Source organism: Photorhabdus sp. RW14-46 (assembly GCF_963887965.1).
In the GTDB taxonomy this organism is placed as follows: Bacteria; Pseudomonadota; Gammaproteobacteria; order Enterobacterales; family Enterobacteriaceae; genus Photorhabdus; species Photorhabdus laumondii.
The window spans coordinates 72,291-89,220 of the sequence record NZ_CAWPHH010000008.1 but is presented as its reverse complement, the minus strand read 5'-3'; the positions used below and the strand labels follow the sequence as shown (position 1 = coordinate 89,220).

Genomic DNA, 16,930 nt, shown 5'->3' with positions numbered 1-16,930 from the left:
AAGTGATCATGGAATTTGAAATTGATGGCAAAAAATATCGCAGTGGTAAATTGAACGCTTTTCAGCAACAAGATTTAGCGGTGGCTTTGGCTCCGGCTATTCCGGCACTTGGACCGCTGATGAAAAAGATTGTGACAGCTAAAAGTGATGATGGAGTGACGGGCTTTGAAGAAGTGCTCCCTTATTTGGTGGAATCCATCAATGCATTAGGAAAATCCAACCGACATGAAATTAATGATATTTGCTTATCAGTGGTTTCTCGTGAACAGAATGGTATCTGGAACCGGATTTATGAACCTGATGGACAGGTATTGATGTTCGATGACATCAACGGCTTCGAACTGTTGAAAATTGTCGGATTTATTATTCGAGACGCATTGGGAAATTTTTTTCCCGCCCCATTAGAGAGTGCAGTGTAATCTCAGGACAAGCCAATTTAAATTTTGAAACCCTCCCGAAAGGGCGTGATTATCTGTTACGCCCGGTCATTGCGGGCATGTGCCGTTATGAATCATTGAAAAACAGCGTTCTTGATCTAGCTGATATTGCATTGATGAATGATGCCCTTGATGTTAAATCGGAAAATGAGGCCATGATAGAGAGGTGGCGAAATGAGCAATGACGTTGAAACAACTAAAGATTTCCTGATATCGCTGAGGTTTGATGTTGATGAAGTGGAACAGCGTAAATTTATGGCTGTTATCACCGAAGTCACGTCTGGCATTCTCAAAATGAGGGCGGAAATTGAAAACGCAACATCAGTTGTGGCCAGTTTTATCACCCAAATAGCTGACGGATTGGATAAGTTATACGGTAAGTTGCAAGAAACAGACGCAGTGGTTGAAAAAATTAAATCTATCAATGAGGAAAGCGTCCGTCGAGCGGTGGGAGGTGTAGAGAGATTTCTGCCGAGCATTAATGCTCAATCCCATGATACAAATGGTCGCCATTTTAATACTGCCTCCTTGGTCGCATCAATGAATGAGCAGTTATTAAAAGCAACAACGGATTGTGCTAATCAAAATACCAGCATACTTGATAGTGATGACATATTTAATGCCATTGAGGAATTAGTTAAATGGTTAGATAAAGGAGAAATTTCTGCGAAAGGTTTATTGGCGACATTGAATGAATTATGGAAATTTACAGGAAGAAAAATTGTTCTGGGTGTATTATTTGATTTTAATAGTCGGTTAAATGCATTACAGGAAGAAGCAAAGAAAAATCACGAAACAGTGGCTGAAACGTTGTCACGGCGGAAAAGAGAGTATGATAAAAATAAAAAACCACTTATAACATATGATCAACTCGATAATTGGATGTCAACACATGGGATTTATCTTGCTTCTGACTTGACTCCATTTTTCAGTAAAGATAAATATGAAAAATACCAAGAACAAATTGATGGTAAGAAAACGATAATCCACAAACAATACAGCCAAAAAGTTGCTGATATTTCCAGTAAAGTATCAGAACGATCAAGTAAAACGAAAAAGAAGCGCAAGACTAAGCGATTAAATAAAGATCATCTTAAGGCTGGTATTGTTGAACATCACGATGCGCCTAAGGAATTAAATACTCCAGTTAATCAACCAACGAATATTTTTAATAGTGAGCTTACAGCAGCAAAGCTAAAAAAATTAAAATCTTCGCGAGGAGTACGGAATAACAATCCATTAAATATGAACTTTGTACATCAGACCGGGGCGGTGCTTGAAGATAACCCAAAGCCCAGATTTGCTCAGTATCCAGATGCTTATAGTGGATTAAGAGCTACTGCTCATCAGTTGACGCGTTATTTTCGTGGTAAAACCACAGGAAAAAAGCTACAGACTATTGCAAGTATTGTCCCGACATGGGCACCAAAGAAAGATCATAATAAAACCAAACAGTACATTGCCAATGTGTCTAAAATGATGGGAGTTTCTAAGGATACATTCCTTGATCTCACTGATCCTGATGTGATGCAACGGCTGATTGATAGCATGATGATAGAGGAAAGTGGTGGTAATCCCTATTCACCAGAATTTATCAGGAAGGCGATTATGGCAGAGCTACAGCCAGCGAATAAAGCGCCAAAGCAGGCTGGACATTTAAATCATGTAGCTCACTCTTTGCAGAATATTTCCATTGATCACCGAATGATCAACGGCGCGGTAACCAATATCAACGGTATGATGAATCATCAGGGATTGACTCCCTTTTTATTACATCGTGCGCCAATATTTGCCGGCAATAATATACCGGGAATAGGAGAGGTCAATTATCATATTGAAGTCAACGGTGTTGAATCCCCCAGAGAAGCGGCAAGATTGACCGGAGAAACGGTAGAACGTACTCACAGTATGCTGCTTCGAAATATGCAAACACAGGTGAAATAACAATGGATATATTATCAGTCATGTTTTCTCAGCAAAAGAGAAAAATAGGTGTTATTGTACCGAGTGTCGTTATTTCAGAAACCCATACCGATGTATCGAATATCACCGATCATCCGGTCCAGCAGGGGGTGACATTCAGTGATCATGCTTATGACAGCCCATCGGAAGTAAGAATGGATTTAGGTTTTGCCGGTGGAGGTTCGCTGCTTGATATTATTGATACGACAAAAGTATTTGATATTTCTACCGGGCTGAGCCTTGGAACCAGTCCGCGTGATATATATCAACAGTTACTTGACCTGAGGGCATCACATAAACCGTTTGATGTCGTAACGGGAAAGCGCTTATATAAAAATATGTTGATTAAAGATATCAGTGTCACAACAGATAGAACCAGTGAAAATGTTTTATCGGTGGCTTTAAACCTGCGTGAAATTGTTATTGTTGAAACATCACCGAATAAGGCCGCGCCGGCCGAAAATATGAAAAATCCTGAAGATACAGCACCTGTCATTAATATGGGAGCTAAAGTCACGGTGAAGCCATCAATGCCAAAAATTATTCTTGATTTTATTATAGAGCGAGGTAAGAAATGGCTAGGGTTGTAGAAATTCCTTTATCACCTCAAAATCAGCAATTCGATATTCAGCTCAATGGCATTAACTATAAAATGAGATTAATGTGGCGTGATATCGCGGGTTGGATTTTGGATATTATGACGCCGGACAGTGAATTTATCGTTACAGGTTTGCCGTTGGTTTTTGGGATTGACTTACTGGAACAATATCGCCATCTTGGTTTTAACGGCTCATTAATTTTTTATGGTGATATAAATCAGGAGAAACCTTTCAGGAATAATCTTGGTAAAGAGGACAGGTTATACTTTGTAATAAGTTAACTTGATGAGAGTAAGGGAAAATATTTTTAATAATTTATTACATACACTGCTTAATTGCGGTTCTTTTATTTCTATTAATTAGGTGAACTATGTCAAAACAATGGATAAGAGAATGCCACCTTATCGTTGTAGACAAAGATGGCGAAAAGGTCAATTTATCAGATCTGAAAATTACATTTAACATTAGCAGAACGGAATCTTCCAATCCTGCTACCGGTATTTTTACTCTATATAACCTCAATAACGAAACCAGTAATAAATTACGTAAAAATGAATTTAAAAAGATTAAATTTGTGGCGGGTTACAAGGAGAACTCAGGACAAATATTCTCAGGCCAAATTCAGTACACGTATGTAAAAAGGGACAACGCAACGGATACTTGTGTTGTGATTCATGCAGCAGACGGGGATGAAGCCCACAATTACGCGACCGTGAATACCACCATTGCGGCTGGATATTCGCAAGCAGATTTAGATCATTTGCTCATGCGTGATATTGCTAAATATGGCATTTCGGCCGGTCTACGCCCTGAATTCAGTAAATCAGCATCCCCTAGGGGAAAAGTACTTTTTGGCATGCACCGCAATGAAGTTTCTAATTTGGCAAAACAATGTGATGCTAATTGGCGCTATGAGGATAACAAACTACATATTGTACCTAAAAATAAATACTTAACTGAAGCCATTGTCCTGACTTCAAAGACAGGTCTTATTGGTATGCCTGAACAAACTATTGGTTCAGGTATTAACGTTACATGCTTAATTAACCCGAATATCCGCCCCGGGACATTAATCCGACTGGATAACCGTTCAATCAAACCGGTTGATCCGGCGACTAAACAAGCTGCTCAATCTGGTGATCATAAGAAGGATGCAAAAACCCAACTGGCAATGTTGGATGCAGATGGTGATTACATTGTCTTCAATGTGGACTATTCCGGTGATACCCGCGAAACAGAGTGGTACATGACAATAATGTGTATCGCCAAGAGCGATCACACTTTGCTGAATCAATCAACTCACCATAAGGATAAGGCAGAGAGCGAATGATAAATACTGACGAACGACTCAATAGGCCCGAAGCGGTCTTTTTTGCTATGCAAGAAGTCATTAGCGCCGGATTGTATGTCTCCTTGCCTTGCATTATTCAATCATTTAATGCTGATGCAGTAACCATCACCGCGCAACCGGCCATCAGATGGAAAATCAGACAAAAAGATGGGGAACTGGAATCGGTATCCTTGCCACTATTAGTGGATGTACCGGTTATATTCCCAAGGGGAGGTGGCGTGACGTTAACCTTTCCGATAAGAGCCGGTGATGAATGTTTAGTCGTATTTGCTGATCGTTGCATCGATTATTGGTGGCAATCTGGCGGTGTACAAGAGCCGGTAGATCCCAGGCAGCATAACCTGTCCGATGGATTTGCGCTTATTGGCCCACAATCTCAGCAACAAAAAATATCGAACATCAGCACTCACACCGCGCAACTGAGAAGTGATGATGGTGCGGCGTATATCGAACTCGATCCCAACAGCCATAACGTCACGATTATCACACCGGCAAAACTTACCGCTACAGCTAATGGCGGTACTGAAATCACTTCACCTGACATCATCCTAAACGGCAACGTCACCATTAACGGCAACTTATCACAGGGCATGGGCGCGGGTGGTGGCACCGCAACCCTGCAAGGTCCTGTCACGGTGAGTCATGATGTGACAGCGGAAGGGATTAGCCTTAAAAACCATGTACATAGTGGTGTGCAGTCAGGTAGCGGTAAGACGGGGAAACCTCAATGAGATACCGAAGAGAAATTGACAACGACTATGTATTTGGTCGTGGAGAGGCGGGTTTTCTTATCAACTCACCGGAAGCGGTCGCACAGGCAGTGAAAACTCGCCTGATGTTGCGCAGTGGCGAATGGTTTCTTGATAACCGAGAGGGGACAGATTACGACGACGTGTTGGGTAAAGGCACATCGGGTTTTTATGACCTGATTATTAGACAGCGAATACTGCAAACGCCGGGTGTAGAGAGCATTACCCAATACCGTAGTGAAAGAAACCCTGAAACAAGAAAAATCACCATTACCGCCACGATAGACACGATTTATGGACAGACAGGAGTAATTGCTGATGTATGAAAGTATTATCAACACCATGTTACCTGCTATTGATAAAAACGGGATCAATGCTCCTGATTATCAAACCATCTTGAATAGCTGGAAGACAATATTCAGGGATATTTATGGGGACGATATTTACATCGAATCTGACAGTAAAGACGGTGTTTTTTTATCGCTGATAGCCTACGTTATTCACGGTTGTAACAACGCAACCATTGCCTCCTATAACTCATTTAGCCCGGCAACCGCGGTGGGCGAAGGGCTTTCCCGTAATGTCAAGATCAACGGCATCACCAGAAAAAGCTCCAGTAACTCAACGGTGGATGTTTTGGTCACTGGTCGAGCGGGCACGGTTATCCGCAACGCTTCCGTCCGGGATGATGCGGGAAACGCTTGGTCACTACCGGATGAAGTGATTATAGATACACACGGGCAGGCTATTGTGACCGCGATTTGTCAAAAAGCGGGCGCGATCGGCGCATTGCCCCACACGGTTAATCAAATTGCTACGCCAACATTGGGTTGGCAAACCGTGACAAACCCGGTTGCGGCGACACTTGGTCGGGGAATTGAAACCGATGTAGAACTGCGAATACGGCAAGCGGTTTCCGTTGCGCTGCCTTCGAGAACCATTATGGATGGCCTGATGGGGGCCATTGCCAACCTGCATGGAGTTTCACGTTACCGGGGATATGACAACGACTCAGACAAAACGGATGAGAATGGCATACCTGCTCACAGCATTGCACTTGTCATTGATGGTGGAGACTCGAAAGAGATTGCCCGGACCATCTTGGTGAAAAAAACGCCGGGCATACCGACATTTGGCACCACCTCTGAAACGATTACTGATGATTATGGTAATAAAAAAACGATTAACTTCTATCGTCCTACACTGGTGCCAATTTACGTTGAAATACACATTAAACCCTTTATTGGATATACATCAGATATTGGCAATAATATTCGTAATGAAATATCTAACTATATAAAATCGCTTTATATTGGTGATGGAGTCTATGTTACTCGTTTATTTGTGCCGGCAAACTTATGCAATAAAAACGGTGGACAGACATATGAAGTATTATCTGTGATAGTGGGTAAATCAGCATCGACAACCGGAACGGCGAACATTGACATCGCATTTAATCAAGCGCCGACGTGCTCACCTGAAAATATTAAAATAGTAACGGTGCTCGAATGAACAAATATATGAAGCTAATTCCTGCATATCACATGGAGGGTAAAAAATATGTCAGGACGCTGGAAGCTGTGACTGATATTTTCAACCAGAATGCGCTGACCACAGATTTACTGATTAGCAGTTTTGACCTTGATAAAGCGGTGGGCAAACAGCTTGATATTATTGGAGAATGGGTAGGAAGAAATCGAATGATCCAAACTCCAATTGAATCCTATTACTTCTCCTTTGATATTACTGACTTGGGATTTGATAGTGGACAATGGAAAGGGCGGTTTGACAGTGATAAAAGTTATATCAAACTGGATGATGATAATTATCGGGTTGTCATTAAAGCGAAAATAGGCGCGAATAACTGGGATGGAACGGCTGGGTCATTTAATAACATCCTGAGTTTTATTCATTCAAATAATGGCCTATCGGTATCTTTTGAAGATAACTTGGATATGTCATTCACAGTAACGATTAAAGGAAAATCAATCAGTACAATTACTAAAGAAATCATCCATCAGGGTTATCTCTCGCTTAAACCTATGGGGATAACGGTTAATTACCATATAGTGGAGGGTTAGAAATGGCTAAAAATGATTTTAAAGCATTTGCCATTGGTGAAAACGCGAATACTTTATCACAACAAGAATATGAAAGTTCAGATTTTATTGAGGAGGGTTTTAAATCAGGAATAGCAAGGAGTGAGCGCTTAAATAAAGTTTGGCGCCAATCTTCGGTTATAGCCGCGGTGATAGGGAAATATATTGCGGAAAAAACCGGGGAAGACGTTATGGATGATGGTGACCTGGAGAAACTCGTAGCGCAATTGGATTTAGCATTAAAACATAAAATTACTACGGAAATCCCTGCTGCTTCACTGACGCAGAAAGGCATATCGCAACTCAACAGCGCGACAAATTCTGACAGAGAAGATCAAGCGGCGACGCCGAAAGCAGTTCACGATATTAGAAAAATCGCTGAGAGCAAATTGAGTGGTGTTTCTGATGCCTCATTGACTCAGAAGGGGATTGTACAACTGAGTAGTGCAACAAATAGCACAAATGAAACCTTAGCGGCGACGCCAAAGGCAATTAAGGAAGCATACGATTTTGCAAATACAGCAAACGTAGCAGCCAAAAATGCTCATGATGAAGCAAACAGGGCTACAGATAATGCTAATAGCAGATTGGCAAAAAACCAGAATGGCGCAGATATCCCTAATAAAAGTGAGTTTATAAAAAACCTTGGTTTAACAGAAACCGTGGAATTGGCAAAAAGTGCCGTGCCGAACAGTCGGAAAATTAATGGCAAGGCGTTGAGTGGGGATGTCAGTTTGAATGCCGGGGATGTGGGGGCTTTTCCGGGAGTACTCTTTGGTGTAACTGATAATGGCCGATTTTCGGACGCGTCCAAAAATGGTATCTATATTGTATATATTGCTAATCCTAATTCTGTAACTGATTTACCCGCTTATAACAACGTGAAAATCTACTCGTATGGATTTCTTGTTGTATTTAAAAATAATGATCAGCAAATTCATCAAACATATTATTCCCATCAAGGCGATATTGCGACGCGACAAACATGGGGTGGACCGGGGCAATATCTACCCTGGACTATTCAATATAGTACGAAAAATAAGCCTACTGCTGAGGATGTGGGGGCTTTATCAGGTAAACAATATATTAGTAGTCTGACGGTACAAACATCAGCTTGGGTAAAAATTGCTGAAGTAACAATGAAAGTGATGAGCACTATCAATATTAATATCGCTGGTGGTTCCGGGTATAACGTTGGGAATTTTGAGCAATGTGCTATCACTAATATAGTTTTAAGAACAGGGAATGGATACCCGAATGGAATCAATGCGGTGATGTATACAGTTAATACTAATGCACCTACTGACTTAGCAACTGTTAATACATCTGGTGATAACTATGATATTTACATATTCATTGGTCCTTTTGCTCAAAACATAATTTTAAATGCTTTTGTGTCAGATAATGCAACTGTTAATCAATTAATTAAGATGGCAAAGTTATCAGAAGTCCCTAATGGGGCAGTTAAAGGGAGAGTCTACTCTTATTTATTATCTGGAAGAGAAAGCGAAATTTATCCAGTTGGTGCTCCAATTCCATGGCCGTTACCGAATGTGCCTGCTGGTTATCTCGCATGCAACGGTCAATCATTTAATAAATCGCTATATCCGAAGTTAGCCGCCGCTTATCCATCAGGTGTGCTTCCTGATTTGCGCGGTGAATTTATCCGTGGTTGGGATGATGGGCGGGGTGTGGACAGTGGGCGTGGGATTCTGTCATGGCAACATTATGATATCCATAGCCATACACATGGTGGTGTTTTTACTGGAGCCCTTGAGCGAGAATCACATGGTAGAGGTGGATGGGGGGCTGTGGATACTAATGGAACGACAGAAGCAACAGGTGGAACAGAAACCCGCCCCCGTAATATTGCATTTAACTATATAGTGAGAGCAGCATAATGACAGAGCAAAAATATTCTTTAGAACCGGAAAAGGCAATCTTAGGTAAAGATGGATTAGCAGAAAAAGCAGGCTGGCTGACAATCTACCATGCAGCACCTCATTCAAGAGAGTTTATCGGCGCAACACCAGAATACCTGATGGTGGGGATAGGAATACCGGCAAGTTCCTATACAGATGCTCCGACACTTCCTGAATCCGATTCTCTGGCTGTCAGGCGCACAGCAGACGGAAATCACTGGGAAATTGCACCCGATTTCCGAGGGAAAACAGCTTACAACACACAAACTCGCTTACCACAAGAAATTACTGATCTGGGTGAATTACCCGAGATCCTGACATTCAAGCAGCCTACGACTCATTTTGATCGATGGGATGGCTCAAAGTGGGTGACTGACAAAGCAGCAATAAAGGATAGTGAGATTGAGCAGGCAGAACAACTGCGCGACACACTGTACATACAAGTTAATGAAACCATTACGTTGCTTCAATATGCCGTTGATACTGAATTAGCTTCGGAAGAAGAACAGGCTCTGTTACTTGAATGGAAAAAATATCTGGTATTGCTGAACCGTGTTGACACTTCATTGGTTCCTGATATTAAATGGCCTGAGATGCCAGAATGACAACAATAAGGGCTGCTTATGCAGCCCGATAACAATCGAAGGCAGAAATCTTACATGTCATTTGAATTGATAAAATTTCGGTGACGTATTTTTTATCAAAATATGAGGTTTATTTTAGATAGTTATTCTTATCTAGCTACACCATCAAAATCAGCTCACAATTTCACTTTACCACCGATTTTCACAGCACGCCGTCCCTTTAGTCATTAATTAACATGTTGATATTGTCAGTTTGCTAATTCTGAATATTTATGTGATATTTATTTAAGTTTTTATCTATATCATCTAGAATAACCCCCAAAATAACAACAAGGGCCGTTTTGACCTATCATTACTTCGGTACTTCCGGTCATTTAACATCAGGAACTTGTAAAGTGTCTACTCGACTCAGTAACGCTCTATATTTCTTCCACTTTAGCAAAGTTGCTTCTTCATCCGTCGTTGCAACTTCTAAATCAACCGAGTTTTATAACAATGAGAGTGTCTCATTTGTTTGTCGTAACTTTGCTCTAAATTCCTTCCTTCGCATCAGATAAAAATTTATTTACAATTCAGTTTGTTAGGTGTTATTATTGAGTTTTGGATAATTAGATTGGTGCCGTTCGAAACAACTCATAAATACAATTCATAACGTATTATAATATAATTATGTTAACTTAAATATTAAAGATGATATTATTTAAAGTTTAAAACTTAGGAGGTAGTTTAGCAATGAAAAAGATTATTGTTAACGGTGTTTCTAACCAAAAATTCATAAACGACTATGCTTATGATTTTGAGAAGATAATTAATCAAAAAATCAACTCTGACTTCATTCCGGATAGATTGTATCGTAAAGGTAAAGCTTGCTGGGTTTTTCAAACTTTAATTAATCTCAAATATTACTACGGTGATTATCTTGATATTACATTAACCAATCAAGTCCGTGCTGATGCAGTTAATATATTACACTACGATGATTTTAGCTTTAGAACTAGGCCGTGGGTAGGATACACTATTGTTTGTCAAGCTGATCGTCCTCCTGTTTATGGAGCTGATTGTATCGTTGTACAAAATCCACTACAAACAGGACCTAGAAAAATCTTTTTACCACACTGGCCACAACCGAATTTAAAATGCAGATCTAAAGATAGCAATGAAATAAAAACTATTGGTTTTTTTGGACACGTTGATGCTTTACCTGATTTTTTTACAGATAAAAATCTTATAAGCGAGTTAAACAAAAGAGGTATAGCACTTAGAATATCAACAGATGACTGGACTAATTATAGTGACATCGATATAGCTATAAGTTTTAGGAAAGAATGTGGTTCTGACCTTATGAGAAAACCAGCTAGCAAACTTATCAATGCGTGGAGTGCTGGTTGCCCTTTAATTTGTGATAATGAACCTTCTATGAGGGCTATACGAACAAGTGAATTAGATTATTTAATTGCCAAGACACCAGAACAATTTATAGAGGCGGTGGATCAACTACGAAATCGACCAGATTTGTATACATCAATGGTATCTAATGGGAAAAAAAGATTTGAACAATATGGTAGAGAGTCCACAGCAAAAAAATGGTTTTCTTTAATAGAAAAAATCCACAATATGAATGATACTCAAAGAGTAAAAACATTTTTCCGTTTCATTGCGTTTGCTCTTTATAAAGCAGGGTTTCACTAAATCTTGCTAGTTTCGTAATGGTTTCCTCCCTGTTTTAAAATGACAAAGAGGAATTAAACCATCAATTTAACTCATGTAGAACGATACCAACCCATTAACATTACATAGGCGTTAGCTACATTTATCACTGAACCACTACCTGTGTTTCCTGTTGTCCCACTTACTAAGTGGCTATGGACACCAATCTCTACAATGTGGTTATGATTGCCTGCTGAGTTAGTATCTGGATTTTGGAAAGTATAACTCCCGCCTGAGGTTGTAGATACTTTTGGACGTATATCTCCGGGCCTTCCCATACCATTTACAGTATGGTAATGGTTTCCTGCTGTGTTTGTTGTCTTTGTCCCATAATCAAATGAACTAGTTGTTGCACTAAATGAATGGTTATGTACAGGTAACTGCGTTGCTGAGAGCGTAACACTATCAGAACCGCCAGAACTCAGTACGTTTGAGCCACTCGTACTAGCTAAACGAATTGTTTTATTTTCACCAATATATTTCCATGTAGTACCTGGAAACAGTGTATTTGGGTTTTTATTTTGTGCAAACCAAACTACGATTCCGACAGGATAAATGGTGTTGATATTAGCTGCACTTTTTGCCAATTCCACGGTTTCCGTCAAACCAAGGCTTTCTGTAGTTCATTAACTGACGGCAATCTTTGTCAAAGCAGCTTTTAAAGGCATTCAATGGGACTCAATATGGTAAAAATTGGGCAGATCTGAGTGTCAATAAATAACCAAAATAATGATTGGGAAAGAAACATATTAACCGCGATGGAATTACGAACAATAATTGGGTGGAAAACATACAGAAAAATTAGCATCACTTTGCGTTTTAACGCAAGTTCATTTGAGATAAATAAATTTACTTTGTGTGTATGCGTGCATATGCTTATGTCAGGTTGAGAGGATATGAAATCAACCAACCTGATAAAAGAGCTGATTGCTGTTGGACGCGAACTTAGAAGGAGTTACCAATAACCGGAAAGACATACTCGGTTCCGCATCCCAAAAAAGATCTGCCTATCGGTATTGTCAAATCTATAAAGAAAATGGCGAGAGTTTAATCCCCGACGACTTTGGAGGTCATCATGTTTTTTTCAGTAGGTGTTGAGTTGCCGAAAAATGAAAATACAGCGCATGGTTTGGTCATTCCTGCGCTGTGTGCCGAAGATTATGGCTGTTTTTCTGCCGCGGATAATAAAGAAGACATTGCGATAATGGCGCGTGAGGCTATCTTGTTAACAGTAGAAGATATGGTCGCGAATAATAGCGCAGTTGAACACATTCAGGATGCTGGCTATCTGGTTTATGCAAAAAACACAGAATATCAATACATTGATAACTGGTTTGTTATCAACGTTGATTTATCTGAGTTTTCCGGAAAGCAGAGGAATATTAATAATCGTGACAAAGAAAGTTTGGCACAATACGATATTGAATAACAAAAGATCTTTAAAAAATGAGCTAAATAAAAACACTATTTTGCAAATCATAGTTATACAACTCTTAATTGTGTCTATAATCATAAAAAATTATGGCCTGACTTTCTTCACCCATGAACGAACAAATACACGCAAAAACATCAAACGCAAAGTTGTTAAAATTTTATGTTTTCTTTTTGTATATCTAGCTAGTTTACTGTTGAATGAACTTCATTTCCTATCGATGAGTTGCGGGAATGCTCAGTGAGATTTATAACGATAAATATTTTCATTATATTTTTATTCTGTGTAATTTTTACGGTAATCAATGTAAACATTATAATTACATTGTGTAATTAACTTTACATAGTGAAAAATAAATTTACTACGTAATTCCTATTGGTGAAAAATATACTGATTTTTTATACGGGAAATTTTTTCGTTCTACTGTAAATCTAGATTCTGATAGTTTTTTTAATTTTTCGACAATTACCAACCTATAAGAAATCACATTCTTAACTGTGTAAAACTAAGGCTAATTAGATATAACGGCAAAAACTCAGCTTAAAAGCTATAAAAAGATTCTGGAAGTGTGATAGTACAGGACTGATTCTATTAGTGAGCGAGTAATAATGTTACTAGGTAGAGAACATTTTTCACAGTAAATCTTCACCTTAGTCATTAATTGATACAATTAATGGGAGGAAAGCAGTATAATACCCCATATCAATCATATTGATAATCAATTAAATGTCTTTAAATTTGACAATTAGGAGCAGGAATACTGATGTTGGTTCAATTCACACATGTACTTATATCAGAATATATATTTAGTATTGAAAGCTCTTTATTGAATAATTCTAAAGGATTCCTGTAGGTAACTAGCGGATTGTACTATTATGAATAATGATGTATTAGTTTCAATTATCATCCCGGCCTTTAATGTCGAAGATATTATAGAAAATGCTATTAATAGTGTTCTTAATCAGACATATAAAAACACTGAGATCATCATTGTCAACGATGGATCAACTGATGGCACAATGGATGTTCTTAACCGGCTGTCTGAACAATACTTCAATATTGAGGTATTTTCTCAAGAAAACAGAGGGATTTCCGCAGCAAGAAACGTTGGCTTAAGTAAAGCCAAAGGGGATTATGTCACTTTCCTAGATAGTGATGACTCTTTTGAGCCTTCGTTTATTGAATCGGTGTTGCGAAAAAATAGTGAGACAAAGAGTGATATTACTTTTTGTTTGTTCAAGAATGTTTATACAGGCAAAGAGATTTGTTCTAAAGATTATCGAGATTTAAATAATCTGGCATTTAATTTTTTGAATTTTGATTATTTTGGCATTTGCTGTATGTTAATTAAACGTGATTTTTTGCTAGGAAATAAGATTTGGTTTGATGAAAACCTAATTGTAGGAGAAGATATTTTATTTATTTTGTTATGTATCTGTAAAGCAAAATTTTCTTACATCCCAGAATATCTTTATAATTATACTTACCGAAATGACTCCATCATGAATAAGAAGTGGGGTGTAAAGAATTATATAGATGAAATCCAAGCTTGGGACAAGATTTATCAAGATATGGACACGCAATACCATAACGAAGATCGTGAAATCTTTATGAGGAAAGTTAAATCAAAAGCTTTAAGCCTAAAAGGCCAGCTAATGTGGAAAATGCTAGCATCTAAAAGATTTGATGAGCTTTCTTCTTTTTTATCCGATTTTTCTTATCAAAGACAAGATGCTGAATTTGTTCGGAAGAGAAATAAGTTTTTATTTAGGCTAAAAATAATTAATTCTAAAAATAAAATAATTTGGTTGTTGGCTAATTTATTACTGACTAAAAGAAAAGATAGAATTTAATTTTTAGATAGTCATGAAAACAATCTAAATGGCCTGCATAAACAGGCCATTTTAGGCTGTTAATAAGCTTTATACTTTTCCATTAACAAATTATCATCGTATAAAATTCATTTAGGAATTTTATCTTCTTTCACTGGTCAATTGTGTGCATTTTATAATGCACTTTCATTTGGTGAGAAAAATGCTGAAATATAACAATTACGTCTTCTATTGAAAAGTGCACAATTTGAATTACAGGGGCACAGGCTCGGTTATAGCTCATTAATTCACATTGATCCTTGATAAGTCAGTTTTCCAAAATATTCAATAGGAATAAATACAGTAAAATTTAGCCACACATATATTTAATAACTGTTTTGTTTACTTTATCCTGTTACTATGATCTATTAACGTTTGGCATGTTATGTGTATTTTCCTATACTGGGGGTTATGATGATACTTCTGCGTTATGTGGTTTCTTTTATATTGCAAGTAAAGGATTTAGGTTTAAATCGTAACTAAAATTTATCTTATTCACATAACGCAAAATACATAGTATAGTATTATTAGAAAATTCGGATGGATGAAGAAATTGAATCTCCGTTTTTCTTGTTTTTCGAGAGCTAAACTACGTTTTACTATTACATGATGCCCTATTGATAGATAAATATGAAACTTACAAAAAACCACCTAATCAAACTATTACCCGTTGTTGCACTTTTCATCTTTTGCCTTTTAGCCCATATGGCTTTAGGTTATCGCTTAAAAATAGCGTATGTATTCGTTATATTCTTTATTTTTCTTTTGCTAAACAAAGTCACTGTGGTTTACAGGCCCCTGCTTATTGTTCTCGGTATAGCAACTCTCGTTTATGCCCCTATCGGGCTTACATATGGCTCACCAAACTTCAACTCAATTCTTTCGTTATTCTATACAAACGAACAAGAAGCCAGTGAGTTTATCTCTTCTATTCCAGTTGAATATTATCTCTTTAGTACATTTATCCTGATCTTTTGTTTGTTCTCTCTGAAAGTAAACATTAATTTACATAGAAATATTAATATTGTTCTATTCTCTTTTACATTAATTACGGTAATACACCACCCTTTAAAGGCTTTTATACAGGGTAAGGAATTCAATATCCTTGATTCTGGACTTCCTGAAATTAGAGCAGTCAAAGATGTCACTATCAACTTTATAAGGGTGAAAAGTGAATATAAAAAAATGCAACAAATACTAAGTGAGAAAGATACGTGGGGAACGGTATCGGCAAAGCCCAAATATAGCACCTACATTGTTGTGATTGGAGAAAGTGTACGTAGAGATTTTATGAATGCGTATGGATTTCCGATACATAATACACCTTTTATGAGCACTACCAATGGGACGCTTTTTACAAATTATATCTCAGCAGGTCCATCAACCCAGATATCATTGGCAAATTCACTAGCAACGGTCAAAGATGGTAAAAATATTTTAAGCAATAATATTGTTACATTAGCAAAAAAAGCGGGCTTTTATACCTACTGGATATCAAATCAAGGTTCTATAGGAATATTTGATACTCCGGTTGCCAGCATGGGAGCAAGGGCTGATGCTCCATTATTTATCAAAAAAGGTGAATATAGTTCTGGTCTTAACAGAAATATGCCTGACACAGATATAATACCCATTGTGAAAAAAGCCTTAGAAGATGAGAAAGAAAAAAAGCTAATTGTTATCTATTTAATGGGTTCTCACTCCGCCCCTTGTACCAGAACAAATTATGAATACAAGGTGTTTTTTAAGTCAGAGCAGGTTTCTTGCTATATACAGAGTATTGAAAACACTGATGACTTGCTATCAATAATTACTAATGAAGCACAGAAAAATGAGAAGAATTGGTCCTTGATGTATTTTGCTGATCATGGCGTTTCTTTCTTTGAGAAAGATAGTAAAAAGATGAGGCTTGCTCATAATGATAAATATAAGCAGAATTATCAGGTCCCTATGTTTATTACATCTTACGATGATACGTCACGTAATATTCTTAACGCTCAACGCAATTCAATGAATTTCTTAACGCTATTTTCAGAGTGGACAGGTATTAAAGAGTCGACAATACCTGAGAATTGTAAAATGTTGTCTAATGAAATATGTGAAAATCAAGATGATGTTCTGAACTTTAGTAATAAAGTCATGAAATATAGCTCATTACCGGAAGATAAAATTCCTGAATGAAGTTTTATATTGTGAACTATTTAATGGATAAAAAAT

At 37.9% G+C, this 16,930-nt stretch carries 17 protein-coding genes and 3 pseudogenes; 18 read left to right on the top strand and 2 right to left on the bottom strand.

Annotated features, from left to right (window positions below; genetic code table 11):
* Positions 1–8: 8 nt before the first annotated feature.
* From AACQ38_RS09325 to AACQ38_RS09275, 13 genes and pseudogenes are all read left to right on the top strand, one after another.
* Positions 9–419, top strand: a complete 411-nt coding sequence (locus tag AACQ38_RS09325) for a phage tail assembly chaperone (RefSeq protein WP_165577963.1) — start codon at positions 9–11, stop codon at positions 417–419.
* A 77-nt stretch (positions 420–496) separates the two neighbouring features.
* The gene (locus AACQ38_RS24055; protein WP_255417038.1) at positions 497–622 is read left to right on the top strand and encodes a DUF6889 family protein; all 126 of its coding nucleotides are present in this window, start codon (positions 497–499) and stop codon (positions 620–622) included.
* Positions 612–2,381: a hypothetical protein gene (locus AACQ38_RS09320; RefSeq protein ID WP_165577962.1), complete on the top strand. Its 1,770-nt coding sequence runs from the start codon at positions 612–614 to the stop codon at positions 2,379–2,381. The genes AACQ38_RS24055 and AACQ38_RS09320 overlap by 11 nt, the downstream gene beginning before the upstream one ends.
* Positions 2,382–2,383: 2 nt before the next feature.
* On the top strand, positions 2,384–2,989 hold the full coding sequence (locus AACQ38_RS09315) for a phage baseplate protein (RefSeq protein WP_165577961.1): 606 nt from the start codon (positions 2,384–2,386) through the stop codon (positions 2,987–2,989).
* Positions 2,974–3,279 carry a phage baseplate plug family protein gene (locus AACQ38_RS09310; RefSeq protein ID WP_011147248.1) on the top strand — a complete coding sequence of 102 codons (306 nt, stop codon included), beginning with the start codon at positions 2,974–2,976 and terminating at the stop codon, positions 3,277–3,279. Before AACQ38_RS09315 ends, AACQ38_RS09310 begins: the two co-directional genes overlap by 16 nt.
* Positions 3,280–3,368: 89 nt before the next feature.
* Positions 3,369–4,328, top strand: coding sequence for a phage protein (locus tag AACQ38_RS09305; protein WP_165577960.1), 960 nt, complete (start codon positions 3,369–3,371; stop codon positions 4,326–4,328).
* On the top strand, positions 4,325–5,080 hold the full coding sequence (locus AACQ38_RS09300) for a phage baseplate assembly protein V (RefSeq protein WP_165577959.1): 756 nt from the start codon (positions 4,325–4,327) through the stop codon (positions 5,078–5,080). Before AACQ38_RS09305 ends, AACQ38_RS09300 begins: the two co-directional genes overlap by 4 nt.
* Complete coding sequence (locus AACQ38_RS09295; RefSeq protein ID WP_109791679.1) at positions 5,077–5,424, top strand: hypothetical protein; 348 nt, start codon at positions 5,077–5,079, stop codon at positions 5,422–5,424. The genes AACQ38_RS09300 and AACQ38_RS09295 overlap by 4 nt, the downstream gene beginning before the upstream one ends.
* The gene (locus AACQ38_RS09290) at positions 5,417–6,610 is read left to right on the top strand and encodes a baseplate J/gp47 family protein (protein ID WP_058589692.1); all 1,194 of its coding nucleotides are present in this window, start codon (positions 5,417–5,419) and stop codon (positions 6,608–6,610) included. The genes AACQ38_RS09295 and AACQ38_RS09290 overlap by 8 nt, the downstream gene beginning before the upstream one ends.
* A complete protein-coding gene (locus AACQ38_RS09285) occupies positions 6,607–7,179 on the top strand; it encodes a DUF2612 domain-containing protein (RefSeq protein ID WP_058589691.1) in 573 nt (190 codons plus the stop codon). Before AACQ38_RS09290 ends, AACQ38_RS09285 begins: the two co-directional genes overlap by 4 nt.
* Before the next feature lie 290 nt (positions 7,180–7,469).
* Positions 7,470–7,934, top strand: a pseudogene (locus AACQ38_RS24050) (tail fiber protein); the annotation flags it as partial.
* A gap of 402 nt (positions 7,935–8,336) precedes the next feature.
* Positions 8,337–9,098 carry a phage tail protein gene (locus AACQ38_RS24045; protein WP_165578005.1) on the top strand — a complete coding sequence of 254 codons (762 nt, stop codon included), beginning with the start codon at positions 8,337–8,339 and terminating at the stop codon, positions 9,096–9,098.
* The gene (locus AACQ38_RS09275) at positions 9,098–9,724 is read left to right on the top strand and encodes a tail fiber assembly protein (protein ID WP_165577958.1); all 627 of its coding nucleotides are present in this window, start codon (positions 9,098–9,100) and stop codon (positions 9,722–9,724) included. The genes AACQ38_RS24045 and AACQ38_RS09275 overlap by 1 nt, the downstream gene beginning before the upstream one ends.
* Positions 9,725–10,073: 349 nt before the next feature.
* On the opposite strand, the pseudogene AACQ38_RS09270 reads toward AACQ38_RS09275, so the two are convergent.
* A pseudogene (locus tag AACQ38_RS09270) lies at positions 10,074–10,175 on the bottom strand (tail fiber assembly protein); the annotation flags it as partial.
* 260 nt (positions 10,176–10,435) lie between these two features.
* Here AACQ38_RS09270 and AACQ38_RS09265 point away from each other — a divergent pair.
* Positions 10,436–11,392 carry a glycosyltransferase gene (locus tag AACQ38_RS09265; protein ID WP_165577957.1) on the top strand — a complete coding sequence of 319 codons (957 nt, stop codon included), beginning with the start codon at positions 10,436–10,438 and terminating at the stop codon, positions 11,390–11,392.
* A 71-nt stretch (positions 11,393–11,463) separates the two neighbouring features.
* Here the strand turns inward: AACQ38_RS09265 and AACQ38_RS09260 are convergent, their stop codons facing one another.
* Positions 11,464–12,003, bottom strand: a complete 540-nt coding sequence (locus AACQ38_RS09260) for a phage baseplate protein (protein ID WP_165578004.1) — start codon at positions 12,001–12,003, stop codon at positions 11,464–11,466.
* A 303-nt stretch (positions 12,004–12,306) separates the two neighbouring features.
* Here AACQ38_RS09260 and AACQ38_RS09255 point away from each other — a divergent pair.
* The 4 genes and pseudogenes from AACQ38_RS09255 to AACQ38_RS09240 all read left to right on the top strand — a co-directional run bounded on the left by AACQ38_RS09255 (position 12,307) and on the right by AACQ38_RS09240 (position 16,894).
* A pseudogene (locus AACQ38_RS09255) lies at positions 12,307–12,461 on the top strand (type II toxin-antitoxin system HicA family toxin).
* Between the two features lie 24 nt (positions 12,462–12,485).
* Positions 12,486–12,839: a type II toxin-antitoxin system HicB family antitoxin gene (locus AACQ38_RS09250; RefSeq protein ID WP_242685551.1), complete on the top strand. Its 354-nt coding sequence runs from the start codon at positions 12,486–12,488 to the stop codon at positions 12,837–12,839.
* Positions 12,840–13,717: 878 nt separating this feature from the next.
* Complete coding sequence (locus AACQ38_RS09245; protein WP_165577956.1) at positions 13,718–14,695, top strand: glycosyltransferase family 2 protein; 978 nt, start codon at positions 13,718–13,720, stop codon at positions 14,693–14,695.
* Positions 14,696–15,343: 648 nt separating this feature from the next.
* Positions 15,344–16,894, top strand: a complete 1,551-nt coding sequence (locus AACQ38_RS09240; RefSeq protein ID WP_165577955.1) for a phosphoethanolamine transferase — start codon at positions 15,344–15,346, stop codon at positions 16,892–16,894.
* Positions 16,895–16,930: the final 36 nt, after the last annotated feature.

Excerpts from the sequence above, each read along its gene's own strand:
- AACQ38_RS24055 (WP_255417038.1), top strand. The coding sequence starts at position 497 with ATGTGCCGTTATGAATCATTGAAAAACAGCGTTCTTGATCTAGCTGAT.
- AACQ38_RS09305 (WP_165577960.1), top strand. The coding sequence starts at position 3,369 with ATGTCAAAACAATGGATAAGAGAATGCCACCTTATCGTTGTAGACAAA.
- AACQ38_RS09320 (WP_165577962.1), top strand. The coding sequence starts at position 612 with ATGAGCAATGACGTTGAAACAACTAAAGATTTCCTGATATCGCTGAGG.
- AACQ38_RS09290 (WP_058589692.1), top strand. The coding sequence starts at position 5,417 with ATGTATGAAAGTATTATCAACACCATGTTACCTGCTATTGATAAAAAC.
- AACQ38_RS09245 (WP_165577956.1), top strand. The coding sequence starts at position 13,718 with ATGAATAATGATGTATTAGTTTCAATTATCATCCCGGCCTTTAATGTC.
- AACQ38_RS09250 (WP_242685551.1), top strand. The coding sequence starts at position 12,486 with ATGTTTTTTTCAGTAGGTGTTGAGTTGCCGAAAAATGAAAATACAGCG.
- AACQ38_RS24045 (WP_165578005.1), top strand. The coding sequence starts at position 8,337 with ATGAAAGTGATGAGCACTATCAATATTAATATCGCTGGTGGTTCCGGG.
- AACQ38_RS09295 (WP_109791679.1), top strand. The coding sequence starts at position 5,077 with ATGAGATACCGAAGAGAAATTGACAACGACTATGTATTTGGTCGTGGA.
- AACQ38_RS09285 (WP_058589691.1), top strand. The coding sequence starts at position 6,607 with ATGAACAAATATATGAAGCTAATTCCTGCATATCACATGGAGGGTAAA.
- AACQ38_RS09275 (WP_165577958.1), top strand. The coding sequence starts at position 9,098 with ATGACAGAGCAAAAATATTCTTTAGAACCGGAAAAGGCAATCTTAGGT.
- AACQ38_RS09300 (WP_165577959.1), top strand. The coding sequence starts at position 4,325 with ATGATAAATACTGACGAACGACTCAATAGGCCCGAAGCGGTCTTTTTT.
- AACQ38_RS09265 (WP_165577957.1), top strand. The coding sequence starts at position 10,436 with ATGAAAAAGATTATTGTTAACGGTGTTTCTAACCAAAAATTCATAAAC.
- AACQ38_RS09315 (WP_165577961.1), top strand. The coding sequence starts at position 2,384 with ATGGATATATTATCAGTCATGTTTTCTCAGCAAAAGAGAAAAATAGGT.
- AACQ38_RS09310 (WP_011147248.1), top strand. The coding sequence starts at position 2,974 with ATGGCTAGGGTTGTAGAAATTCCTTTATCACCTCAAAATCAGCAATTC.
- AACQ38_RS09240 (WP_165577955.1), top strand. The coding sequence starts at position 15,344 with ATGAAACTTACAAAAAACCACCTAATCAAACTATTACCCGTTGTTGCA.
- AACQ38_RS09325 (WP_165577963.1), top strand. The coding sequence starts at position 9 with ATGGAATTTGAAATTGATGGCAAAAAATATCGCAGTGGTAAATTGAAC.